This is a genomic window from Rhodoferax sp. PAMC 29310 (genome assembly GCF_017948265.1).
GTDB lineage: Bacteria > Pseudomonadota > Gammaproteobacteria > Burkholderiales > Burkholderiaceae_C > Rhodoferax.
The window spans coordinates 1,832,323-1,854,092 of record NZ_CP072852.1 but is presented as its reverse complement, the minus strand read 5'-3'; the positions used below and the strand labels follow the sequence as shown (position 1 = coordinate 1,854,092).

General features: G+C 58.0%; 22 protein-coding genes. 10 read left to right on the top strand and 12 right to left on the bottom strand.

The window, feature by feature from the left end; all coding sequences use genetic code 11:
- Positions 1-8 precede the first annotated feature (8 nt).
- The 4 genes from J8G15_RS08415 to J8G15_RS08400 are packed head-to-tail and all read left to right on the top strand — an operon-like array spanning position 9 to position 3,685.
- On the top strand, positions 9-899 hold the full coding sequence (locus tag J8G15_RS08415; RefSeq protein WP_210547043.1) for a carbohydrate ABC transporter permease: 891 nt from the start codon (positions 9-11) through the stop codon (positions 897-899).
- Positions 896-1,726, top strand: a complete 831-nt coding sequence (locus J8G15_RS08410) for a carbohydrate ABC transporter permease (RefSeq protein ID WP_210547042.1) — start codon at positions 896-898, stop codon at positions 1,724-1,726. Before J8G15_RS08415 ends, J8G15_RS08410 begins: the two co-directional genes overlap by 4 nt.
- Before the next feature lie 39 nt (positions 1,727-1,765).
- Positions 1,766-2,878 (top strand): Gfo/Idh/MocA family protein, encoded by a 1,113-nt coding sequence (locus tag J8G15_RS08405; RefSeq protein WP_210547041.1) that lies wholly within the window; start codon positions 1,766-1,768, stop codon positions 2,876-2,878.
- A 21-nt stretch (positions 2,879-2,899) separates the two neighbouring features.
- Positions 2,900-3,685, top strand: coding sequence for an SDR family NAD(P)-dependent oxidoreductase (locus J8G15_RS08400; protein ID WP_210547040.1), 786 nt, complete (start codon positions 2,900-2,902; stop codon positions 3,683-3,685).
- 40 nt (positions 3,686-3,725) lie between these two features.
- Here J8G15_RS08400 and J8G15_RS08395 read toward each other — a convergent pair whose 3' ends face one another.
- Entirely contained in the window at positions 3,726-4,100 is a 375-nt protein-coding gene (locus J8G15_RS08395; RefSeq protein ID WP_210547039.1) for a hypothetical protein, read from the bottom strand.
- A gap of 93 nt (positions 4,101-4,193) precedes the next feature.
- Complete coding sequence (locus J8G15_RS08390) at positions 4,194-4,853, bottom strand: LysE/ArgO family amino acid transporter (RefSeq protein WP_210547038.1); 660 nt, start codon at positions 4,851-4,853, stop codon at positions 4,194-4,196.
- A gap of 132 nt (positions 4,854-4,985) precedes the next feature.
- Here J8G15_RS08390 and J8G15_RS08385 point away from each other — a divergent pair, with 132 nt between their 5' ends.
- On the top strand, positions 4,986-5,897 hold the full coding sequence (locus tag J8G15_RS08385; RefSeq protein ID WP_210547037.1) for an HTH-type transcriptional regulator ArgP: 912 nt from the start codon (positions 4,986-4,988) through the stop codon (positions 5,895-5,897).
- Here J8G15_RS08385 and pdxH read toward each other — a convergent pair.
- The gene (pdxH, locus tag J8G15_RS08380; protein ID WP_210547036.1) at positions 5,894-6,532 is read right to left on the bottom strand and encodes a pyridoxamine 5'-phosphate oxidase; all 639 of its coding nucleotides are present in this window, start codon (positions 6,530-6,532) and stop codon (positions 5,894-5,896) included. The genes J8G15_RS08385 and pdxH overlap by 4 nt on opposite strands.
- Before the next feature lie 57 nt (positions 6,533-6,589).
- Here pdxH and J8G15_RS08375 point away from each other — a divergent pair, with 57 nt between their 5' ends.
- From J8G15_RS08375 to eda, 3 genes are all read left to right on the top strand, one after another.
- Positions 6,590-7,081: an OmpA family protein gene (locus tag J8G15_RS08375; RefSeq protein ID WP_210547035.1), complete on the top strand. Its 492-nt coding sequence runs from the start codon at positions 6,590-6,592 to the stop codon at positions 7,079-7,081.
- Between the two features lie 142 nt (positions 7,082-7,223).
- A complete protein-coding gene (gene edd, locus J8G15_RS08370) occupies positions 7,224-9,044 on the top strand; it encodes a phosphogluconate dehydratase (protein WP_210547034.1) in 1,821 nt (606 codons plus the stop codon).
- Between the two features lie 21 nt (positions 9,045-9,065).
- Positions 9,066-9,698 carry a bifunctional 4-hydroxy-2-oxoglutarate aldolase/2-dehydro-3-deoxy-phosphogluconate aldolase gene (gene eda / locus J8G15_RS08365; protein WP_210547033.1) on the top strand — a complete coding sequence of 211 codons (633 nt, stop codon included), beginning with the start codon at positions 9,066-9,068 and terminating at the stop codon, positions 9,696-9,698.
- Positions 9,699-9,782: 84 nt separating this feature from the next.
- Here eda and gloA read toward each other — a convergent pair whose 3' ends face one another.
- From gloA to J8G15_RS08350, 3 genes are read right to left on the bottom strand one after another with little or no spacing between them, the layout of a single operon-like run.
- Positions 9,783-10,196, bottom strand: a complete 414-nt coding sequence (gene gloA / locus J8G15_RS08360; RefSeq protein ID WP_210547032.1) for a lactoylglutathione lyase — start codon at positions 10,194-10,196, stop codon at positions 9,783-9,785.
- Between the two features lie 25 nt (positions 10,197-10,221).
- The gene (locus J8G15_RS08355; protein ID WP_210547031.1) at positions 10,222-10,932 is read right to left on the bottom strand and encodes an NAD(P)H-binding protein; all 711 of its coding nucleotides are present in this window, start codon (positions 10,930-10,932) and stop codon (positions 10,222-10,224) included.
- On the bottom strand, positions 10,826-12,568 hold the full coding sequence (locus J8G15_RS08350) for a DEAD/DEAH box helicase (protein ID WP_210547030.1): 1,743 nt from the start codon (positions 12,566-12,568) through the stop codon (positions 10,826-10,828). The genes J8G15_RS08355 and J8G15_RS08350 overlap by 107 nt, the downstream gene beginning before the upstream one ends.
- Positions 12,569-12,892: 324 nt before the next feature.
- On the opposite strand from J8G15_RS08350, the gene J8G15_RS08345 reads away from it, so the two are divergent.
- Entirely contained in the window at positions 12,893-15,103 is a 2,211-nt protein-coding gene (locus J8G15_RS08345; RefSeq protein ID WP_210547029.1) for a DUF1631 family protein, read from the top strand.
- 88 nt (positions 15,104-15,191) lie between these two features.
- Positions 15,192-16,853 carry an energy-dependent translational throttle protein EttA gene (ettA, locus tag J8G15_RS08340; protein WP_210547028.1) on the top strand — a complete coding sequence of 554 codons (1,662 nt, stop codon included), beginning with the start codon at positions 15,192-15,194 and terminating at the stop codon, positions 16,851-16,853.
- 55 nt (positions 16,854-16,908) lie between these two features.
- On the opposite strand, the gene J8G15_RS08335 is transcribed toward ettA, so the two are convergent.
- The 6 genes from J8G15_RS08335 to J8G15_RS08310 all read right to left on the bottom strand — a co-directional run bounded on the left by J8G15_RS08335 (position 16,909) and on the right by J8G15_RS08310 (position 21,755).
- Entirely contained in the window at positions 16,909-18,267 is a 1,359-nt protein-coding gene (locus tag J8G15_RS08335; protein ID WP_210547027.1) for a TAXI family TRAP transporter solute-binding subunit, read from the bottom strand.
- A gap of 62 nt (positions 18,268-18,329) precedes the next feature.
- Positions 18,330-18,806, bottom strand: a complete 477-nt coding sequence (locus J8G15_RS08330; RefSeq protein WP_210547026.1) for a DUF411 domain-containing protein — start codon at positions 18,804-18,806, stop codon at positions 18,330-18,332.
- Between the two features lie 62 nt (positions 18,807-18,868).
- A complete protein-coding gene (locus J8G15_RS08325; RefSeq protein ID WP_210547025.1) occupies positions 18,869-19,060 on the bottom strand; it encodes a copper-binding protein in 192 nt (63 codons plus the stop codon).
- A 265-nt stretch (positions 19,061-19,325) separates the two neighbouring features.
- A complete protein-coding gene (locus J8G15_RS08320; protein ID WP_210547024.1) occupies positions 19,326-19,760 on the bottom strand; it encodes a hypothetical protein in 435 nt (144 codons plus the stop codon).
- A 119-nt stretch (positions 19,761-19,879) separates the two neighbouring features.
- Entirely contained in the window at positions 19,880-20,623 is a 744-nt protein-coding gene (locus tag J8G15_RS08315) for an amino acid ABC transporter ATP-binding protein (RefSeq protein ID WP_210547023.1), read from the bottom strand.
- Positions 20,624-20,651: 28 nt separating this feature from the next.
- Positions 20,652-21,755 (bottom strand): amino acid ABC transporter permease, encoded by a 1,104-nt coding sequence (locus J8G15_RS08310; RefSeq protein ID WP_210547022.1) that lies wholly within the window; start codon positions 21,753-21,755, stop codon positions 20,652-20,654.
- Positions 21,756-21,770: the final 15 nt, after the last annotated feature.

The window sequence follows — 21,770 nt, the reverse complement described above, 5'->3', positions numbered from 1 at the left end:
GCAGACCCATGTTGAGCAAATTACGCGATCCGTCCGAGAAGGCACTGGCCTGGCTGCTGTTGGCACCGGCTTTTATCTTGATCGGGCTGATTGTTGTCTACCCGATCGGCAAGCTGATTTACAACAGCTTTTTTGACTTGCGCCTGTCTGGTGGGGGCGGTGGCGCCCTGTTTTTGGGCCTGCAGAACTATGCGGATGTGATCAAAGACGCCGATTTTTGGAATGCCACCAAAAACACGCTGCTGATCACCTTGATCACGGTACCCGGTGCTTTGGTGATGGGCTTGGGGCTGGCCCTGCTGGCCAACCTGCCTTTTCGCCGCAAGTGGCCGGTGCGTCTTTCGCTGCTGCTGCCTTGGGCTTTGCCCTTGAGCTTTGCTGGATTGATATTTGCCTGGTTTTTTCACACCGAGTACGGCGTGGTGAATGACATTGTTCGCCGCTTGGGCCTGCAGACCGAGCCCACCATGTGGTTGCTGCGCCCCAACTGGGCGTTCACCGCGATCTGCCTGACCATCATCTGGAAAACCTCGTCCTTTATGGCGCTGATCCTGCTGGCTGGGCTGCAAATGATTCCAAAGTCGCTGTATGAAGCGGCGGAAGTGGATGGCGCCAACAAGTGGCAGCAGTTCTGGCAGATCACCATTCCCATGTTGATGCCCAGCATCATCGTGGCGCTGATCTTTCGAACGATTACCGCCTTGCAGACCTTTGATATTCCCTACACCATGACCCGGGGCGGCCCGGGCAACACGACTGAAACGCTGGCCATGCTGATTCACAAAACCACGATTGAGTACCTGGACGTGGGTTACGGCTCCACTTTGGCGGTGGGCATGTTCCTGCTGTCGATTGTGGTGACCTCGTTTTACTTGCACCGTGTCGGGAGAAACGCATGAACTGGAGCTGGTCATCCATGCAACTGCGCGTGATTGCCGCCGGTCTGGTGGTCATCAACGGCTTCTTTCCCGCCGTCTGGATTTTGTTCACCTCGCTCAAAAGCGAAACCGAGCTGGTTCAGAAGCCCATCACTTGGTGGCCGCAAAACGTCACCCTGCAAAACTATGTGCAGGCCTTCACCGACCAACCCTTGCTGCGTTACCTGAGCAACAGTTTGATTGTTGCGCTGGGGGCCACCGCACTGTCTTTGCTGGTGTCGGCCTGCGCCGCGTATGCGATCGCCCGGCTCAATTTAAAGTACCGCCAAGTTATTTTGACGACCATCATCGCATCCAGCATGTTCCCGCTGGTGACTTTGTTGGTGCCCATTTTTGAGACCTTCAGGGCCATGGACTTGCTGAACACCTACACCGCACTCATCTTGCCGTATGTGGTGCTGAACCTGCCGGTGTGCACGCTGGTGCTGGTGAGCTTTTTCCAGAGCATTCCCAAAGACCTGGAGAACGCCGCCATGATTGACGGCTGCACCCGCATGGGTGCGTTGTGGCGCATTGTGGTTCCCCTGGCCGCGCCTGGCGTGTTCACGGCCGGCATTCTGGCCTTTGTGAATGCCTGGGATGAGTTCTTGCTGGCCTTGTCGCTGAACTCGTCGGCCAGCATGCGCACGCTGCCTGTGGGCATTTCGCTGTACCAGGGCGAGTTCACCTTCCCCTGGCCCATCATCTCGGCGGCACTGATTGTTGCCATTGTTCCGATTGCGGTGCTCATCGCCGTGTTTCAGGAGCGTGTGGTGGGTGGTTTGACGCAAGGCGGCCTGAAAGGCTGACGTTTTTCTAGTTTCTCTGGTTTTTCTAATTCATTCATCATGAAAAAAATTCGCTACGGCATTATTGGTTGCGGCAGCATGGGCCGAGAACACATCGAGAACATCCGGGCCATGTCCGGCACGACGGTGACGGCCTTGGCCGACACCAATGAAAAAAGCCGTGAACAGGCGGTGGCCTTGCTGGACCCGGCCCCGGCCGTGTTTGAGAACTACGCCGATTTGCTGAGCAGCGGCTTGTGTGACGCCGTGGTCATTGCCACGCCCAATTTCACCCATGTCGAAATATTGCGGGCAGCGCTGGCGACCGATCTTCACATCCTGGCGGAAAAGCCTTTGTGCACCCGTGTGCAAGATTGTCATGAGCTGGTCGAGTTGGCCAAAGGCCGCAAGGCCCTCGTGTGGGTGGCGCAGGAGTACCGCTACATGCCGCCTGTGGCCGAGATGGTGCGCATGGCCCATGCCGGCGCGGTAGGGCAGATTCATCAGGTCAGCATTCGTGAACACCGCGAGCCGTTCTACCCCAAGGTTGATGACTGGAACCGATTCACCGAAAACACCGGCGGCACGCTGGTGGAGAAGTGCTGCCACTACTTCAACCTGATGGACTTTGTGTTGGGTGAGCACCCGGTGCGCGTCTTCGCCTCAGGGGGCCAACGCGTCAATCATTTGGACGAGCGTTACGACGAACGCACGCCAGACATTCTGGACAGTGCCTTTGTCATCGTGGAGTACCCCAGCGGTGCCCGCGCGATGCTGGATTTGTGCATGTTTGCTGAAAACTCGGTCGATAACGAGCACATCAGTGTGGTGGGCAACGAAGGCAAGCTGGAGTCTCTGTTGCCGTCTTTGACGCTGCGCTACGGCCGCCGTGAGGACTGGGGAACGCGCAAAGTCTGGGGCGAGCCCTCCGGCAGCGGCAAAGGTGTATCAGTGCGCCGGGTGTGGGACACCAACATCAAATACCCCGGTCAGCACTTTGGGGCATCGTTCATTGAACATGAAAAGTTTGCCCACGCGCTGCGCAACGGCCTGCCACCCGAAGTTTCGCTGGAAGACGGGCTCCGCAGTGTGGCCACGGGTGTGGCCGCCCACCTGAGCATTGCCGAAGGGCGCGCAGTGGCCCTGAGCGAAGTGCTGCCCGCCGGCTGGTAACTGAATATTTTTGAATTGCTCATGAGTTACACCCCTTACCCTTCACTGCGCGATCGCGTTGTTTTTATCTCTGGCGGCTCATCCGGCATTGGTGCCGAGTTGGTTCGCGCTTTTGCCGCGCAGGGCAGCCGTGTCGCTTTTTGCGGCACCAAGCCCGATGGTGGCAAAGCCCTGATTGACGAGCTGAACCAGGCTGGGCACACGCAGTTGATGTATGAAGCCTGCGATGTGCGAGACATTCCCGCCTTGCAGGCCTATTTAACCCGCGTGGGAACCGCTTGGGGCCCCATTCGCGTGCTAGTCAACAACGCGGGCCGGGATGACCGCCACTCGCTGGACGAACTGACGCCCGAGTACTGGGACAACTGCCTGAATTTGAATTTGCGGCACCAAGTGTTTGCCACACAAACTGTGGCAAGGCAACTTCGCGAGGCCAAGGTCGGTGGCTCGGTTATCAATATGGGCAGTATCTCGTGGATGCGCGGCCGCCCGAACCTGATTGGCTACACCGCCAGCAAGGCCGCCATCTCGGGCATGACTCGGACGCTGGCGCGTGAGTTGGGTGTGGACGCCATTCGCGTGAACGCACTGGTGCCTGGTGCCATCGTGACAGAGCGCCAAACCGCGCTGTGGCGCAACCCGGAAGAGGACCAAAAGTTCATTGACCTGCAATGCCTCAAGTTCCGCCTGGACAGCGCCCATGTGGCGCGCTCGACGCTCTTTCTGGCGGCCGACGACAGCGACGGCATCACGGGTCAGAACCTGATTGTGGATGCGGGTTTGGCCCAGGTGTCTGTGGCTGGGTAGTCAGGAGCCTGCTTTCAAATTTTCGCCTATGGTGTTGCTGCTAGCCAAACAGATCATCCATCTCACTTTGCGAGAGTTTCCCGCCACCCTCAGGCTCCGAGGCTTGCGCGGCAGCAGTTTTATCAACCTCCTTGGTGGGGGTGGAATCTGTTGCGTCATCGTCCTGAGTGGGCTCCTGCTCAGCTTGGGGCGGACTTTCAACCAGTTCAAGGTGCCGTGGGTCGACCCGAAACAGGCGAATGTCCAGACGGGTTTCGTCGGCTGAAAAATAGACCGTCGGTTTGCGATTGAGATTGCCATCAGTTTGAATCACGCCGACACGCCCAGCCAAACCTTGTCGGTCACGCGGCGTCAAGACGGATAATCGCTCTTGCGTAAAGCGTACTTTCGCATTCAGTGGAAGTGCAGTTGTCATAAATCGATCTTACAGAGGCGGATAAGTTTTCATCCACATCAGATCAGGATCGCATCTGGATAATTTCACAGGCGCCTCAAATGGCGCCTTGAATCACAGACCGAGTAGACCCCAGCCCAGCGTCAGGGCCGTTCCCCACATCATCAGGGCCACCAGCCCGTCAAGCACGCGCCAGACCTGGGGCGAGCGCAGACGCTGCCCCAGCCAGAACAGGCTCAGGCCCAAGCCCAAAAACCAGATCACCGAGCCTGCCGCCGCGCCCAGGCCAAAAACGGCGTTGCCGGGCGTGCCCCAGGCGATGGAGGCGGTGCCAATCAGTACGGCGGTGTCCAGCCAGGCGTGCGGATTGAGCCAGCCAAAGGCGAGCGCTGAGGCTGTGGCTTGGCGACGGGTTATGCGCCCAGCAGAGTGATCAACCTGGATGTCGGGCAGCGCGCCCGATTCCCCATTGCGGCAGCGCACAAATGCTTGCGCACCGTAGTAAATCAAAAAGGCAATGCCAGCCAGCACCAGACCCACACGCACGCCCTCGGACATTCCGCCCACATAGGCAATTCCCAGCACGCCCAAGCCAATCAGCAGCACGTCTGAGACGATGCACACCGCGACTGTCAGCCACACATGTTGGCCGCGCAGCCCCATGCGCATGACATGGGCGTTTTGCGGGCCCAGCGCCATGATGAGCGACAGGCTGAGCAGCAGGCCGGCATTGAAGGCGGGGGCGAAGGCAAAGGCAGGGGAGAAACTCAGCATGTGAAGCTCGGTGAATCAAAGAATGAGAAATAAATCAAGACGAAACGCAGTGTGCCGCGAATCGTCTTCTTATTGAATCTAACTAAATTAAACTAGTAATACATAAAAAATATTTAACTAAGTAAATTTGCCATGCTGGACGCCCGACAACTCGATGCCTTGGCCGCCGTGCTGGAATACGGCGGATTTGGCCCTGCCGCACAGGCACTGAATCTCACGCTGGCGGCGGTGTCGCTGCGCATCAAAGGCCTTGAGTCGGCTCTGGGTCAGCGCCTGTTGGTGCGCGGCAAAACCGTGCGTGCCACACCGGCAGGCCAGGTGCTGCTGGCCCACATCAAACAGCTTCGATTGATGGAGTCGGATTTACTGGCGGGATTAAGCGGCGGCGGGGCAGGTGACAAAGCACTGTGGCAAACCTTGAGCGTGGCAGTGAATGCGGACTCATTGACCAGTTGGTTTTTGCCGGGGCTGGCCAGTTCGCTGATGCGCCACCATCTGTTGTTGGACGTGGTGATTGACGATCAGGATCACACCCACGACGCCTTGAAACACGGTGATGTGATGGGCTGCGTCAGCGCGCTTGCTCAACCCATGCGCGGCTGCCTGGCCGAGTCGCTGGGTGTCATGCGATACCGCTGCGTGGCATCCCCGGCGGTGGTCAAAAGCTGTCATACCCAAAGCGGCGCTCTGTCGGTGCACCGTTTATTGGCCACGCCAGCAGTCATTTTCAACCGCAAAGACGCTTTGCAGGATGCCTTCTTGGCGCAACACTTCAACTTGAGTTCTCCCCACTACCCGCGCCATTTTGTACCAGCGGTTGATGCGTTTGAGAGTGCCTTGGAACACGGTCTCGGCTGGGGCATGGTGCCGGACGTCTATTTGACAGACCGTGCCGGCCCGCTGCCGCTGGCTCAAATTCTGCCAGGATCCGCGGTGGATGTTTCTTTGTATTGGCACCACTGGGAGCGAGAGCCCGCGTCTGCGCAGCGGTTGACGCTCGCAGTCAAGCAAGCGGCAAGTCGTGCCTTGATTGCCGTAATTTAGGGCGCAAGGCGTTCGCGCAACCAGTTTTTTTCCGTGGTAAGCGTGTAGAGCAGGCGGTCATGCAAGCGGCTTTTGCGACCTTGCCAAAACTGCCAGTTGTCCGGGACCAGGCGATAACCTCCCCAGTGCGGCGGGCGGGGTGGTTGCAGAAGGAATTGAGCGCCATATCTGGCGGCATTGGCGACCAGCACGCTCCGGCCCGAAATGACCTGACTCTGCGGCGAGGCCCAAGCGCCAATGCGGGAATCCAGTGGTCGGCTGTGAAAGTATTCGTCGCTTTCCTTGTCGCTGACCTTTTCCACCCGCCCTTCAATGCGCACCACCCGTTCCAATTCCACCCAGTGAAATTGCAAGGCGGCGAAGGGGTTACCCGCCAACTCCTGACCTTTGCGGCTGTCGTAATTGGTGAACCAGGTGATGCCGCGTTCGTCGTAGCCTTTGATCAGCACGACGCGGGTACTGGGGCGCAGATCGCTGGCCACGGTGGCCAGCGTCATGGCATTGGGCTCAGGCACTTCAGAGGAGATCGCCTCTTTGATCCACTTGTCAAACTGGTCCATGGGATCGGGGGGGGACGCGTCCTCGTTGAGTTCGGCACGTTCGTAGCTTTTTCGGAGGTCAGCGATGGAGATCATAGGCTCAGTATAAAAGGCGTTCGTACAATTCTGGCTTCTTCAATTGGGGGACGAATAATGTCTTCTCAGCGTGATGACAACCAAGGGGTTGTATTTGGAATTTTGGGTGCGGTGGTTGTCTTGGCCGTGGCGTTGGCAGTCGGTTTTGGGCTGGGCAAGAAAGGCGACAAGGTCATGCCAGTGACCCTGCCTATGAAGGCAGCCGTATCAGACGCCGCCGATGGTGCCCGTGTGATCGTGGAAGGTGGCGTCGTTAAGTTCTACTTTGCCTCCGGCAATTCAGACCTGGCTGCTGGCGCTTCTGAAGCCGTGGTGGACGCGATTTCGGCCGTAATGGCAGGTAAATCTCTTATCGTGAGCGGCTTTCATGACTCCACGGGTGATGCTGCAAAAAACGCTGAGTTGGCCAAACAGCGCGCGTTTGGCGTTCGTGACTTATTACAAGGTTTGGGTGTGGCCGCTGACAAAGTTGAGTTGATGAAGCCGGAAGAGACCCTGGCTGACGGCGACAACGCTCAAGCGCGCAGCGTCGAAGTCAGTATCAAATAAGGTAACTGCTTGTCCGCATCTCTTAAAAAAGCCCGACCTGTTCGGGCTTTTTAATTTTGGTAACCAACTCGTTACTCCCTATTGGCAAAATATCCCTGCTTCAGGAGTACCATGAGGTTTGTAATTTAGTTACCAACTTATCATGAAACTCCACACCACTGTAGAAACAGTCACAGCGCGAATCCAGGAGCGCAGCCGCCCCACACGAACCGCTTATCTGGAGAGGCTGGCGAAAACGGCGAGTCGACCGCCTGGCGCGCAGCGCCTAGGTTGTGCCAATGTCGCGCATGCGTTTGCGGCACTGCCCGTCAATGACAAGCTGAGGGTTGTCGCCGAGCGCGCACCCAATATCGGCATCGTGACGGCCTTCAACGACGTACTGTCGGCCCACGCACCCATGCAGCAGTACCCGGACATCATCAAGAACGAAGCGCGCAAGCACGGCGCCACCGCGCAGGTGGCCGGTGGCGTGCCAGCGATGTGCGATGGCGTCACGCAAGGCACCCCTGGCATGGAGCTGAGTTTGTTTTCGCGTGATGTGATCGCCATGGCCACGGCCGTGTCGCTCAGCCATGATGTGTTTGACGCGGCGTTGTTGTTGGGTGTGTGTGACAAGATCGTCCCCGGCCTCTTGATTGGCGCGCTGCATTTTGGCCACCTGCCGACCGTGTTCATCCCGGCCGGGCCCATGACCTCGGGTTTGTCCAACAATGAAAAATCCAAGGTTCGTGAGAAGGCCGCACAAGGCTTGGTGGGCAGGGAAGAGTTGCTGGAAGCAGAATCTGCGGCCTACCACAGCTCTGGCACCTGCACGTTTTACGGCACCGCCAACAGCAATCAAATGCTGCTCGAAGCGATGGGTCTGCATGTGCCGGGTACGGCGTTCATCAACCCTGGCGCAGCGGTGCGGGAAGAGCTCACTCGGGAAGCCGTGCGCACCGTGCTCGACATCACCAAGGGCAAGCGCTTTGCGCCGATTGGCCACGTGGTGGACGAACGTTGTATTGTGAATGCCATGGTCGCTTTGCTGGCCACTGGCGGTTCCACTAATCACCTGATTCATTGGGTGGCCGTGGCACGCGCCGCTGGCATCGTGATTGACTGGGATGATTTCTCTGCATTGTCTGATGTGGTGCCATTGCTCAGCCGTGTTTACCCCAACGGCAGCGCCGACGTGAACCAATTTCAGGCGGCGGGTGGTCCTGGCTATGTGATCCGCGAATTGCTGGATGCGGGCTTGATGCACGCCGATGTGTTGGCTGTGCGCGCGGGCGGTTTGCGTGAGTTCACAGGCATTCCAGCTGCTGCGCCCAACGGCATGCTGCAGTGGACTGATCCCGGTGTTAGCAAAGATGACTCCGTCGTTCGTCCTGCCAGTGCACCATTTAGCGCGACTGGGGGGCTCAAATTGTTGCAGGGCAATCTCGGTCGGGGTGTGATCAAGGTGTCGGCTGTGCCGGAGGATCGGCATGTGGTCGAAGCCCCTTGCCGGGTGTTTGACTCGCAGGAAGCGTTGCACCACGCCTTTAACGCCAACGAATTGAATCAGGATGTGATTTGTGTGGTGCGCTGGCAAGGGCCTCAAGCCAATGGCATGCCGGAACTTCACAAACTCACACCACCCCTGGCGGTCTTGCAGGGCAAGGGTTTTAAAGTCGCGTTGGTCACCGATGGCCGCATGAGCGGCGCGTCGGGCAAGGTGCCAGCCGCCATTCACCTTTCACCCGAGGCGGCGGCTGGTGGACCCTTGGCGCGGGTGCGTGATGGGGACATCATCCGTTTGGATGCCAATGCAGGCACTTTGGCGGTACGCGTCACAGATGCAGAATGGAATGCTCGCCCACTGGCGGTGATGCCCGCCGAATTGTGCGAGGACAACAGTGTCGGCATGGGCCGAGAGCTTTTTGCCGGTATGCGCCGCAGTGCGCTGACTGCCGAGCAAGGTGCTTGTAGCTGGCTTTGATTAACCCTAGAAAGAGACGATATGACCCGATTGACTGCCTTGCAAGTGATGCAGGACGCTCCCGTGATCCCGGTAATTGTGCTGAACGACATTGCCCACGCGGTGCCAATGGCTCGGGCGTTGTTGGCCGGCGGTGTGCGCATGTTGGAGGTGACACTTCGCACCCCTCAAGCGCTGGCATGTATTGAAGCCATTGCCCGCGAAGTGCCTGAGGCCGTGGTCGGCGCAGGCACGGTTCGCAGCAAAGCGGATGCCCAAGCGGCCGCAATGGCGGGTGCCCAGTTTGCCGTGAGCCCTGGTTACACCTCCGCCGTGGGTCAAGCCTGCCGAGATGCTGGTCTGGCTTTGTTGCCTGGTGTGGCGACGGGCAGCGAGATCATGATGGCGCAAGAAGACGGATTCACCGAGCTCAAGTTCTTTCCCGCCATGCAAGCTGGCGGCCCTGCCATGCTGAAAGCCTGGAGCGGTCCGTTCTTTGATGTCAAGTTTTGCCCCACCGGTGGCGTCACCCTTCAGAACGCACCGGATTTGCTGGCTCTGCCGAATGTGGTGTGTGTGGGCGGATCCTGGCTGGTGCCGGCAGAGGCCATGATTAAGGGCGACTGGGCATTGATCACTGAACTGGCAGCAGCCACTCGTTTACTAAAGAAATAGGGCTATGGCCCTTGTAGGTCTTGCGTAAATAGCTACTTAATCAATAGCAAAACCGGGGCTTGGCCCCGGTTTTTTTGTCTTTGATCAGGCGTTCAGTCCGCCGCCGGCGCCATCCTCGGTGCGCTGAATCAATTCAATTTTGTAGCCGTCAGGGTCGGTAACAAACGCGATGACGGTGGTGCCGCCTTTGACAGGTCCTGCGTCACGGGTGACATTGCCGCCCGCGGCCTTGATCTTGTCGCAGGCTGCATAGGCGTTAGGCACACCTAAGGCGATGTGACCATACGCCGAGCCCAAGTCGTAGGATTCGACGCCCCAGTTGTAGGTGAGTTCTAGTTCGGCTTGTTCCGGGTTGCTGGCGTAGCCGACAAACGCGAGGGTGTACTTGTACTCGGTGTTCTCAGAAGTACGCAAAAGTTTCATACCGAGCACCTCGGTGTAGAAGTCAATCGAGCGTTGAAGGTTGCCGACGCGCAGCATGGTGTGTAGAAATCTCATGCGCCGCATTGTGGCGCATACGTGCCTACCTTGTGGGCCAAGTGGGCTTGGAGCCGTCCCATAGGTCACCGGAGAGCAGAACGCGGGCGCCGTTTTGCGTGCCTCTGACCGCTTCCAGCAGGGCCTGTCCCACTTGTCTGGCGGGAATGGCCTGGTAGTTCAGAGGAATCAGGGGTTTCAATAAGCGCATGGCCAAGCTGCCCAACTGCTCACCGGGTCGTTTGACTTGGTTCAGTGCGGCTCGATCCCCAGTCAGAAGGGACGGGCGGGCAATTACCAAAACGGGAAATTGGAGTGCTCGAAGGGCGGCTTCCATCTCTCCCTTGACTCGGTTGTAAAACACGGTGGAGTCAGGGTTGGCACCCATGGCGCTGACGACGCCCAGCTTGCGGGCGCCCGCTTGGCGAGCCGCGCGTGCGACAGCCAAGACGGCGTCAAAGTCAACGGCTCGAAATGCCGCTTCACTCCCGGCCACCTTGATCGTGGTTCCGAGGGCGATGAACACGTCATCGACGTGTTCTATCCCGGGTAATGAAGTCAGGTTCGAGAAATCCACCCCATGGCTGAAGAGCTTGGGGTGGGTAAGCGCCAAATGACGGCGCCCCACGGCATGAACCGCCGTGTAGTGCTTATCGGTTAAAAGACCCGCGAGAACCGCCTGGCCCACGAGACCCGTTGCCCCCGCCACCAAAGCCACCCGCTCCGCCGCCGGAGCGACCGCCGTTGCCACCACCATAACCACCACCTCCACCATTGCGGTTGCCACCACCAAAACCACCACCGCCGCGGCGGGCGCCGCGTTCAGCCATCATGTCGACACTGGTCCGCATGGGATCAGGCTGACCTTGTGGCGGGCGTTGAGATTGGTTCTCGCCGCCATAGCCGCCACCGCCACCGTTGCCACCACGGCCTTGCACTGGGCGCTGGGTTGGGTTGCGGGGTGCAAATTCTCCGGCTGGAGCATGGCTGCGAGGCGCATGACTGCGTTGACCGCCGGCATTGCCGCCACGGCCACCACCACCACCACCACCGCCACCGTTGCCACCACGGCCACCGCCGCCATTGGCAGGGCGTTCGCCTTGCGGGCCCTTGCTGTCACGCACGCGTTGCAGCATTTCAGTGCGGGCTGAGCGAGCCGCTGCTTGCATCACGTCGCGGCTTGGTGGCTTGCCAGCACCGCCCCAAATGGTTTGGCGACCCATGGCGATGGGCTCTGCTTTTTCACCGGGTTCAGGCATGAAGCCTTCAATCACCTGGACTGGAATGTCTTGCTTTGTGTAGCGCTCGATGGCTTGCATGAAGCCTTCCTCGTCCAGGCAAACCAGGTTCACCGCCGTGCCGTCAGCACCTGCGCGGCCTGTGCGGCCAATGCGGTGCACATAGTCTTCGCACACATTGGGGATTTCGTAGTTCACGACATGGGGCAGATCATCAATGTCAATACCGCGAGCGGCAATGTCAGTGGCAACCAACGCGCGGATGTCACCGCTCTTAAACCCGGCCAGAGCCTGCGTACGGGCTGCCTGGCTCTTGTTGCCATGCAAGGCCATCGCCTGAATACCATTCTTGGTCAGGAATTCGGCAACATTGTTGGCGCCGAACTTGGTGCGGGTGAACACCAGCACTTGACTCCAGTTGTGTTCCTGAATGATGTGCGCCAGGATGGCTTTCTTTTTGCCACGGCCCACCGGGTGAATCAGCTGCGTAATACGCTGCACCGTGGTGTTGCGAGGCGTCACCTGCACGCTTTGTGGATTCTTGAGCAAGGTTGCAGCCAGATCGCGAATTTCGTCGCTGAAGGTGGCAGAGAACAACAGACTTTGCTTGTTCTTGGGCACAACAGCCAGCACTTTTTTCACGTCATGGATAAAGCCCATGTCCAACATGCGGTCGGCTTCGTCGAGCACCAAAATTTCGACTTGGCCCAGATCCAGCACGCCTTGTTGCAATAGATCCAGCAAGCGACCCGGTGTTGCCACCAAAACGTCGACGCCTTTTTTAACGCGGCTGATTTGTGGGTTCATGCCAACACCACCAAAGATGACGGTGGAGGACAGTTCCAAGTATTTGCCGTAGGTTTGCACCGACTCTTCGACCTGCGCGGCCAATTCGCGGGTCGGCGTCAGGACCAGGGCTCGGATGCCGAGGCCGCCGAATTTGTTTTTGTTGGTTTGCCCCTGACTGAGCTTGTGCAGCATCGGCAGCACGAAGGCGGCTGTCTTGCCGGTGCCGGTCTGGGCGCCGCCCAGCAGGTCGTGACCTTCAAGGATCACGGGAATGGCCTGAGCCTGAATGGCCGTAGGTGTCTCGTAACCTTGCTCAAGCACGGCTTTAACAATGGCCGGGGCCAAATTCAATTCTTCAAAGTTCATTTAGTGTGGCGCCCATCCGGGCGCTAGGGCATCGGCCTGCTCCGTGTTTTGAGCACTGAGTCAGTCAAAGGCAGATGGGATACATAGACGGAACGTTTGCGAGAGGCATTGTTCCCAGCAAGGTGCTGACATTGTGGGCAACTGAAGCGCCACAACTCTTCATATTATCGCACGCCCTTCATAAGATGGGCAAACTCGCGTTAAAACCGGGTAATCGCAGGTGGTTGCCTGCGATTCGAAACAATATGTTGCAATCACTGGGCAGGCTCTCGCCCTCCGTGCAAAATCGGGCAGGGGGCGATTGGTGCTGAAGTAAGGACGTGAATGAAAAATTTTTTACTTCGCAGTATGGGTGTGGCCGATGTCGAGTCGGGGCAAACAGCCTCACTTCCTGCGTGCCTAGAAATGGTGCTGCAGCGTTCCGATGCACTGATGCAAGGGGTGCTCGATGGCTTGCTGATTTCTAGCGCCCCTGCGCAGAGACCTGTTGGATTGGCGAGCAAAGTGGCACCATCGTCAGCAGCCGTCGAATTTCTCATGAGCCAAGCACCGGCGGTTAAAAAATCCTTTGTCAAACGGGTCCGTCGCAGCATCTATCAGCCGGTGACCCAGGACGCGCAGGACCAGACGGCCGTTCGCTTTGAAGACCTTCAGCTGCTGGACTCCAGCCAGATTGACGGCAATATTGAGTTTGCCCTGGCCCAGCAAGAAGTGGATCGAAGTGTGGACGAGGTGCTGCCTGCACTCAACGCGCTGGTCAGCAGTTTGTTGGGGTGGACGACCGTTCAAGGTTCACTTAACCCAATGAAGCCTCAAGCATTCGTGCGGGCATTGCAGGAGACGCTGCTCAAACACTCACCGGATGCGTCGTCGCGGTCGGCGTTGATATTGCCCGCCGCGGGTTTGCTGGGCATTGGTTTGCGTCAGTTGTACAAAGAAATCACCGCGTGGTTGCGTGCACAGGGTGTTGAGCCCGCCGCTTCCGCCGCCACATTGGCCGGGCGCCTGAGCAGGGCAGGCGAGGGATTTGCCAGCGACGACGGCAACTCACTGGTTCGAAGGGTGTTGACGATGGATAAGCTCAGACGCCTGCTATCGGGCGAGCTCGACGATGCACCATCGCCTGGTTTTTTGCACACGATGCCGGCCTCCTTCGTGGCCATGGAAGACTTGAAGCTGATAGAACCGATGATGCGCCGACTGTCTGAACGCGCCGCAGCCCTTGGCAAAGAGCCGAAAACGCCTCGCGTTCGCAAGCCGGCCAATGTTGGTCCGGCGGCAGCAAGCGAAGGACCGCAGGGGAAGCAATTGGGCCGCCAGCTGACCGAAGAAGTGGTTGGCATGATGGTTGAGCGCCTTTCGCAAGACAATCGGCTCTTGCCCCCCGTCAGTCACCTGATTCGCTCGATGGAGCCGTTGTTGCTGACCCTGGCGCAAAATGACCCGCGTTTCTTCAGCGAACGCCAACACCCCGCCCGTTTGCTGCTTGATCGCGTCATGGACCAAAGCTTGGCCTTTGGCGCCGAGGCGGAGGATGGATTTGCCTTGTTCCTGAAAACGATCTCGAAGGCTGTTGTCAGCTTGATTGCCAGCAAAGGGAGCGCCGACGAATTTGCCGTGGTACTGCAAACCCTGGAGGCGGGTTGGGCGCGCGACGAGGCCGCGCACCGTCAACAATTGGAAGACGCGGCGCGTGCCTTGCTGCATGCCGAGCAACGCAACCTTCTGGCCCAGCGCTGGGCCGATGAATTCAAAGTCCGCATGCAGGACAAAGTGGTACCTGACTGGCTGTCAACCTTTTTGCGCGGGCCGTGGTCTCAGGTGGTAGCGCAAGCCGAACTGGCCTGCAAAGACGGGCATTCAGACCCGGGGGGCTACGTTGAGCTGGTCGACGAGCTTTTGTGGAGCGTACAGACCGAGCAGACCCGGCACAATCGTCCCCGCTTGGTCGGCCTCGTGCCAAGCATGCTGATCAAGCTGCGCCAAGGCTTGCAGGTCATTGACTTTTCTTCCGACCGACTGACTGTGATTTTTGACGCCTTGATCACTGAGCATGAAAAGGCATTTGAAGGCCCGCGAATGGGCGACTTGTCAGCCACCGACGATGGTCTGGACCAGAGTTTGGCACTTGATGCGGATGCTTCACCCCAAGCCGATGCGGGAAGTTTGTGGATGGCAACGAGTGAAGCATTGGAGTCTGGCTACTTTACCGAGCACGCTGATCCAGCAGACGACTCATCGACCTACCGCGTGTTTTCCGCCCGGGATTTGAGTATTGGGGTGTGGGTGGAGTTGATTGTCGAGGGGCGGTGGTTGCGCGCTCAGTTGACTTGGGCCAGTCCTCACCGCACGCTCTTCATGTTTGTGGCGCGAGGCGGCACAGCGCACTCGATGTCACGTCGCACCATGGCGCGACTGCGCATGCAGGGGGCAATTCGAGTGGTTTCAGAAGGTCACCTCGTGGACAAAGCGCTGGACGCCGTCGCCCAAGCTGCGCTTCGCAATGACAGTGAGGAAGGTCGAAACCGTCATTGATTCACGGTTTGAACGGGCAGGAGTCAAGGATGAATGGGGTATGCGTCGATAATGGATGGTTTTCACCCACAGACTACGCGCAGGACACATGGCTCAATACGTATTTTCCATGAACCGCCTCGGCAAGATTGTTCCGCCGAAAAAGTTCATTCTCAAAGACATTTCCCTTAGCTTCTTCCCGGGCGCCAAAATTGGCGTACTGGGCACCAATGGCTCCGGCAAGTCCACTTTGCTGAAGATCATGGCCGGTGTGGACAAAGAGTTTGAAGGCGAAGCTGTGCCGATGGCTGGCCTGAACATTGGATACCTGCCGCAAGAGCCGCAACTCGACCCCGACCAAACGGTCCGCGAAAGCGTTGAGGCTGGCATGGGACAAGTGTTTACCGCCAAGGCCCGCCTGGAAGAAATCTACGCCGCCTATGGCGAAGAAGACGCCGACTTTGACGCACTCGCCGAAGAACAGGCAAAGATGGAAGCCATTATTGGCAGCGCTGGCACCGATTCAGAGCACCAACTCGAGATCGCTGCTGACGCCCTGCGCCTGCCCCCGTGGGATGCCAAGGTTGGCCTCCTGTCCGGTGGTGAGAAGCGTCGTGTGGCCCTTTGCCGCCTGCTGCTCTCCAAGCCCGATATGCTGTTGCTTGACGAGCCAACCAACCACTTGGACGCGGAGTCCGTGGATTGGCTGGAGCAGTTCCTGCAGCGCTACCCCGGAACCGTGGTGGCCATTACCCATGATCGCTACTTCCTGGACAACGCCGCTGAGTGGATTTTGGAGCTGGACCGGGGCAACGGCATGCCTTACAAGGGCAATTACAGCGACTGGTTGCAACAGAAGCAAGAGCGCTTGGTGATGGAGCAAAAGGGCGAAGAGTCCCGTGCCAAAGCCCTGAAGAAAGAGCTGGAATGGTCTCGCCAGAACCCCAAGGCGCGCCAGGCTAAAAGTAAGGCCCGCTTGGCCCGCTTTGAAGAACTGAGCGATTTTGAGTACCAAAAACGCAACGAGACCAACGAGATTTTCATCCCGGTGGCTGAACGCCTCGGGCAGGAGGTCATTGAGTTCACGAACGTCACCAAGTCCTTTGGTGACCGCGTGTTGATCGACAACCTGAGCTTCAAGGTGCCACCAGGCGCCATCGTCGGCATCATCGGCCCCAACGGCGCCGGCAAGTCGACGTTGTTCAAGATGATTGCCGGCCGCGAGCAGCCAGATTCTGGCGAAGTCAAAATCGGCCAGACCGTTCGCATGGCTTTTGTGGATCAAAACCGAGATGACTTGGCCAACGACAAAACGGTTTGGGAAGATGTCTCCGGCGGGCTGGACATGCTGAATGTCGGCAAGTTCCAGATGGCCAGCCGGGCTTACTGTGGCCGGTTCAACTTCAACGGGGCAGATCAGCAAAAACGTGTCGGCACACTGTCCGGTGGTGAGCGCGGCCGCCTGCATTTGGCCAAAACGCTGATTGCCGGCGGCAACGTGCTGATGCTTGATGAGCCGTCCAACGACCTGGACGTGGAAACCTTGCGCGCACTGGAAGACGCGCTGCTGGAATTCGCGGGCTCTCTCATGGTCATTAGTCACGATCGTTGGTTCCTGGACCGCATTGCCACCCACATCCTGGCCTGCGAAGGCGATAGCCAGTGGACCTTCTTTGACGGCAACTACCAAGAGTACGAAGCCGACAAGAAGAAGCGTCTGGGCGAAGAGGGTGCCAAGCCCAAACGCATGCGCTTCAAAGCACTGAAGTAAGCTTTACTTTGCGGCTTGAAAAGCCCTGTCCCTGCGTGCAGGGGCAGGGCTTTTTTCATGGTGAGGTCGGCGTGCCCAGGTTGGGTTGTTGTCGCGTCAGTTTTTTGCGTACCAGCTCGATGTGGTTGCGCAGGGCGTAAAGCTCGTCGGTGTACGACAAGGGCACGGTAGTTCTTCCGGCCCGGGTTTCCAGCTGGCTGAGTTCGTCCAGCAGGTCTGACAAAGTAGCATTGCCGTCTATAGCTCGCTCCTCGATGTCGCGCAATTGCCCGTACCAGCGGAACACGCGAGAGCGGATTCGGAACTCGTACAGTGGCGGGACAATGCGGCTTAGGGGCAGCAGCACCGCCACAATAATGCCCAGTGCCAGCCACATGCGCTCCATCAGGTTGGCGTAGGAGAAGGGCAGATAGCGCTGCATCAAAGGAACACCACTGCGTAGCGTGCGCTCTGCCTCACCCGACAAGGGGAACTCGGTGGCGCCCACATTGGGGAACTCCCTGGCCCGGTTGAACCAACCTGCAGGACCGTGAAAGGCCAGTGAGGCTTGTGAGAACAGCTGGAGTACCGCAGGGTGAACCGGCTCCCGGGCCATCAATGTTGTGGTTGGCGCAATCAGTCGAACGTCATGGGCAGGCACGTTGCTCGCCAGGTTGACCACACCACGAGGCAGAGTAACTGGCCGTAAAAACGGCAAGCGGCGCGAATAGGCCTCACTTTGCGCAAAGTTCATTAATTTCACACCGGGCGACTGAAGTAGCATGCGAACCATGGGGGATTCGGGGGCTGAGACAAAAACCAGTGCATCCAATTGGCCATTCAAAAAACCGACAGTGGCCGGGGTTTGCTCAAGGTAGGACAGCGTCAGGTTCTTCGCCTCCATGCGGTTGGCGTCGAATAGTTTCTCCATCAAAGCCGGTACGCCGCTGCCCACTGTGCCCACGTTCACCCGCAAGCCCTTTAATTGCGGGAGCGTCTCCAACGGACGATCCATGCCGTTTCTGGCCTTGGGCGCCACAGCCTCGCGGTAAAACAGCCAAACGGGTTCGACGAACAGGCTGCCCAAGGACACCAGCGCGTCCTGGGCGGTGTCGGGCAAGGTGCTGGTGCCATCCTGAACAAAGCCAAGATCAACCTTGCCGGCCGCGAGCCACCCCAGGTTTTGGGCTGACCCTTCGCTGGGCAGTAGCTTGACCTCAATGCCGTAAGCGGCCAGGGATTGGGCATAGCGTTTGCCAAACTCGTCGTAGGCGCTTTGGGCAGGGCCGGTGGCGAGGGTGACATGTTTGGGGGGTGTCGGGTCCAGCCACCAGTAGGCCAGGGCCAGCAAACCCAATGTCAATAGGACAAAGGGGCCGGCAGAGGTGATCATCTCCCGGATGGAAAGTAGGGTGTAGCGAATGGTCTTGGACATGCGGCGCCATTATCGACGCCGCCGCCCCGCAACCGAGCCCCGCCAGTGGCGTTGACTGCCGATTAAACGTTATAGCTTTTGTAAATGATGGAGGCACCATTGCGTTGAACCAGAAGCACCGAATAAGCATTTTTTTGGCCGCCGTATTCCGGTCCATCCATGCCGGGTGAGCCGATGGGCATGCCGGGGACTGCGATGCCGACGGCTTTGGGGCGCTCTTTCAAGAGACGGTGAACCATTTCGGCGGACACATGGCCTTCGACGACGTAGCCACCCACTAAGGCGGTGTGGCAGGAGCCAAATTTGTTGACAAGTCCTAGTTTGTTGCGCATCGCTGTTTTTTCGGCCTCGCCAACCTCGTGGGTCGTGACGCTGAATCCGTTGGACTCCATGTGCTTGACCCAGTCTTTGCAGCAGCCGCAGGTCGGGGATTTCCAGACTTCAACAGTCGGTTTCGCCGGCGACTGTGCCAAGGAGTGGGTGGCAATACCCAAGGTAAGGAGAGAAGTCGCTGATTGGAGAAGGATTCGTCTTTGCATAGTGATGCTCCTGGTTTGTAAGTGAAATCGGTCACTGGCCTAGATAGGGTGAGCGGGAGGTGCTACTGATTTAATAGTATTTCGGGCGGGGAGTGCCAATTTTGGCTCCCACTCACCTCACTGCATTGGCGTTCGTTGTTGGTTTGCAACTGCGTGACGACCATGGCACCGCTGGGCCGCTCGACGATAAATTTCACTTTGTCACCGGCCTCGACCTGGCTCAACATGGCTTCGTCTTGAACCTGAAAGTTCATGTTCCCACCGTGTGGGGCTACTGGTGTCATCGATGGTGGGCAGGGCCCGTATCAAAGGCTGACGCGTAAGGGAAGATGGCATGACAGAGTCGGCAAGCGCTGGCGCAAGTACGACAAAAGGGGTAAGCAGCAGAGTGCCTATCAACCGGGGAATATTTTTCAAACATGACTCCTGAAACTACAAAACGATGACGCGGTTGTCGTCATGGGTGGGTCCAGCCTCTCGCCCTTGCGGGAAAGGCAAGACGGATCTCGGGCTTGTGCTTCAGGAAATAGGTGGTTTGAGACCTGGGTCGGGCGTGACGCCCTCTAAGAGCGGATGACCTGCAGTGGCCTCGACGGTTGGCTCAACATGGATAAACGCTGGGTGGCTCATGGCCAGCAAGCCCATGGTGTGACAGGACTGGCAAGCACTGCAGCTACCGCAGTTATTTGATGAGACGTTGTCGTTTGGTTCAAGTTGCCCGCCAACCGCCTCAACAGCAGTTTGGGCAACGATTTCGTGGCAATCGCGCTCAGATGACTTGGAAGACGCTGAATCAACACCCGAAGGTCCACTGGTCCTCGCAGTTCCTTCAGGAGTAGCTATTGAATGTGTAGCGTGAAGCCGATCGACGGCCATTTCCATGGCCATGACATCGCCCATCCAGCCGCGCAAGGGCAGCATGATCATCATGAGGGCGAGCACAAGAATACGCATGGGTTCGATTGACTCAGGTGCCGTTGAAAAGTTCAACCAAATCGTTGGCAACTGCCAAAAGTACAGGCTAAGTCGCCACCAACCCTGATCAGGTTGGTGGCGAACGGGTACTGCTGCGCTCAATGCCCCAAAATTTTGGACAAAAAGTCTTTGCTGCGCTCGTTTTGCGGGTTGTTGAAGAATTCGTGAGGCGTGTTTTGCTCCACGATTTGCCCCTGATCCATGAATATCACCCGGTCAGCCACAGCCTTGGCAAAGCCCATTTCGTGCGTGACGCAAATCATGGTGATCCCTTGGTCAGCCATCTCCACCATCACGTCCAGCACCTCTTTGATCATTTCGGGGTCGAGCGCGGATGTTGGCTCATCAAACAGCATGATTTTTGGCGTCAGGCACAAAGCGCGGGCAATGGCCACACGTTGCTGTTGACCCCCTGAGAGTTGCAGAGGGTACTTGGTGGCCTGCTCGGCAATGCGCACACGCTCCAGTTGTTGCATGGCCCGTTCTTCGGCCTCGCGCTTGGGCAAGTTGCCAACCCACATGGGCGACAGGGTCAGATTCTCCAGGACGGTGAGGTGGGGAAACAGGTTGAACTGCTGGAAGACCATGCCCACTTCCTTGCGGACCTGGTCGATGGCTTTTACGTCGTCAGACAGCTCCACGCCATCAACGATGAGGCGGCCTTCCTGGTGCTCTTCGAGTCGGTTAATGCACCGAATCAACGTCGACTTGCCTGAGCCAGAGGGGCCACAGATGACGATGCGCTCGCCCTTGGCCACGGTGAGGTCGATATCACGCAACACATGAAAGTTGTTGCCGTACCACTTGTTGACTTTGTCAAAGGTAATGATGGGTTCAGACATGATGGTTTTTTATAGATAGGTGTGACGATCAGCGTTGCTTGCCACGGTTGGCTTGTTTTTCGATCCAACGGCTGTAAAGCGACATGGAGAAGCAGAAAAAGAAGTAGATCATGGCGATGAAGAAGTAGCCTTCAATCTTGAACGGGCGCCAGTCAGAGTCAGAGTTCAGGGCCAGACCCAGCGCACCGGTCAGTTCGTACAAGCTGACGATGGTGACCAGCGAGGTGTCCATGAAAATGGCGATGAAGTTGTTCATGATGCCGGGCACCACCATGGCCAGCGCTTGTGGCAGCACGATTTTGCGCTGTGTTTGCCAGTAGGACAGACCCAGTGTGGCCGCGGCTTCAATTTGCCCTTTGGGAATGGCTTGCAGGCCGCCCCGGATCACTTCAGCCATATAGGCCGCAGCAAACAAGGTGATGCCCACCAATACCCGGATCAGCACGTCAATCGAAAACCCGACAGGCATGAACAAAGGGAACATGAAGGAGGCCATGAACAGCACCGAAATCAGAGGTACACCGCGAATCAGCTCGACATAGATGGTGCAAAAACTGCGAATCGCAGGCAGGTTGGAGCGACGCCCCAGGGCCACCAACAGCGCAATTGGGAATGCAGCCACCATAGACAAGGTTGCCAGCAGCAGTGTCAGCGGCAAGCCGCCCCAGCGGTCAGTTTCCACCTTGGTTAACCCCATGGTATCGCCGTACATCAACGTGAAGAACGCCGCGAGAACGACAACCCAGAGAAGCCCCAACGCCGGCTTCCAGAAGAAGCGAATGCAACTGGCAACCACCAGACCCAGCATCAGTACCGTGGCCACTAAGGGGCGCCATTGCTCCTCAAACGGGTAACGACCGAAAAGGATCAATCGGTATTTCTCGGTAATCACACCCCAGCAAGCGCCAGCGCCTTCTACGCGGCACGCCTCGGCGATCGGGGCCCAACGGGCGCTGAAGACCGCCCAGTTCAGAAATTGTGGAACATACCAGAGTAAAAAACCGCCAACGAAAATCGTGGCCAAAGACGTTTTCCAGCCGTTGAACAAATTGGCACGAAGCCAAAACATCAGGCCATCGGTGCGGATCGGCGCTGTGCGTGCGGTGATTGGAATAAAAGTTTGTGAAGTCATAGTCAGTGCCTCTTG

Bases quoted from the DNA above. Each gene is read 5' to 3' on its own strand.
- J8G15_RS08415 (WP_210547043.1), top strand. From the start codon at position 9: ATGTTGAGCAAATTACGCGATCCGTCCGAGAAGGCACTGGCCTGGCTG.
- J8G15_RS08410 (WP_210547042.1), top strand. From the start codon at position 896: ATGAACTGGAGCTGGTCATCCATGCAACTGCGCGTGATTGCCGCCGGT.
- J8G15_RS08405 (WP_210547041.1), top strand. From the start codon at position 1,766: ATGAAAAAAATTCGCTACGGCATTATTGGTTGCGGCAGCATGGGCCGA.
- J8G15_RS08400 (WP_210547040.1), top strand. From the start codon at position 2,900: ATGAGTTACACCCCTTACCCTTCACTGCGCGATCGCGTTGTTTTTATC.
- J8G15_RS08395 (WP_210547039.1), bottom strand. From the start codon at position 4,100: ATGACAACTGCACTTCCACTGAATGCGAAAGTACGCTTTACGCAAGAG.
- J8G15_RS08390 (WP_210547038.1), bottom strand. From the start codon at position 4,853: ATGCTGAGTTTCTCCCCTGCCTTTGCCTTCGCCCCCGCCTTCAATGCC.
- J8G15_RS08385 (WP_210547037.1), top strand. From the start codon at position 4,986: ATGCTGGACGCCCGACAACTCGATGCCTTGGCCGCCGTGCTGGAATAC.
- pdxH (WP_210547036.1), bottom strand. From the start codon at position 6,532: ATGATCTCCATCGCTGACCTCCGAAAAAGCTACGAACGTGCCGAACTC.
- J8G15_RS08375 (WP_210547035.1), top strand. From the start codon at position 6,590: ATGTCTTCTCAGCGTGATGACAACCAAGGGGTTGTATTTGGAATTTTG.
- edd (WP_210547034.1), top strand. From the start codon at position 7,224: ATGAAACTCCACACCACTGTAGAAACAGTCACAGCGCGAATCCAGGAG.
- eda (WP_210547033.1), top strand. From the start codon at position 9,066: ATGACCCGATTGACTGCCTTGCAAGTGATGCAGGACGCTCCCGTGATC.
- gloA (WP_210547032.1), bottom strand. From the start codon at position 10,196: ATGAGATTTCTACACACCATGCTGCGCGTCGGCAACCTTCAACGCTCG.
- J8G15_RS08355 (WP_210547031.1), bottom strand. From the start codon at position 10,932: ATGGTGGTGGCAACGGCGGTCGCTCCGGCGGCGGAGCGGGTGGCTTTG.
- J8G15_RS08350 (WP_210547030.1), bottom strand. From the start codon at position 12,568: ATGAACTTTGAAGAATTGAATTTGGCCCCGGCCATTGTTAAAGCCGTG.
- J8G15_RS08345 (WP_210547029.1), top strand. From the start codon at position 12,893: ATGAAAAATTTTTTACTTCGCAGTATGGGTGTGGCCGATGTCGAGTCG.
- ettA (WP_210547028.1), top strand. From the start codon at position 15,192: ATGGCTCAATACGTATTTTCCATGAACCGCCTCGGCAAGATTGTTCCG.
- J8G15_RS08335 (WP_210547027.1), bottom strand. From the start codon at position 18,267: ATGTCCAAGACCATTCGCTACACCCTACTTTCCATCCGGGAGATGATC.
- J8G15_RS08330 (WP_210547026.1), bottom strand. From the start codon at position 18,806: ATGCAAAGACGAATCCTTCTCCAATCAGCGACTTCTCTCCTTACCTTG.
- J8G15_RS08325 (WP_210547025.1), bottom strand. From the start codon at position 19,060: ATGAACTTTCAGGTTCAAGACGAAGCCATGTTGAGCCAGGTCGAGGCC.
- J8G15_RS08320 (WP_210547024.1), bottom strand. From the start codon at position 19,760: ATGCGTATTCTTGTGCTCGCCCTCATGATGATCATGCTGCCCTTGCGC.
- J8G15_RS08315 (WP_210547023.1), bottom strand. From the start codon at position 20,623: ATGTCTGAACCCATCATTACCTTTGACAAAGTCAACAAGTGGTACGGC.
- J8G15_RS08310 (WP_210547022.1), bottom strand. From the start codon at position 21,755: ATGACTTCACAAACTTTTATTCCAATCACCGCACGCACAGCGCCGATC.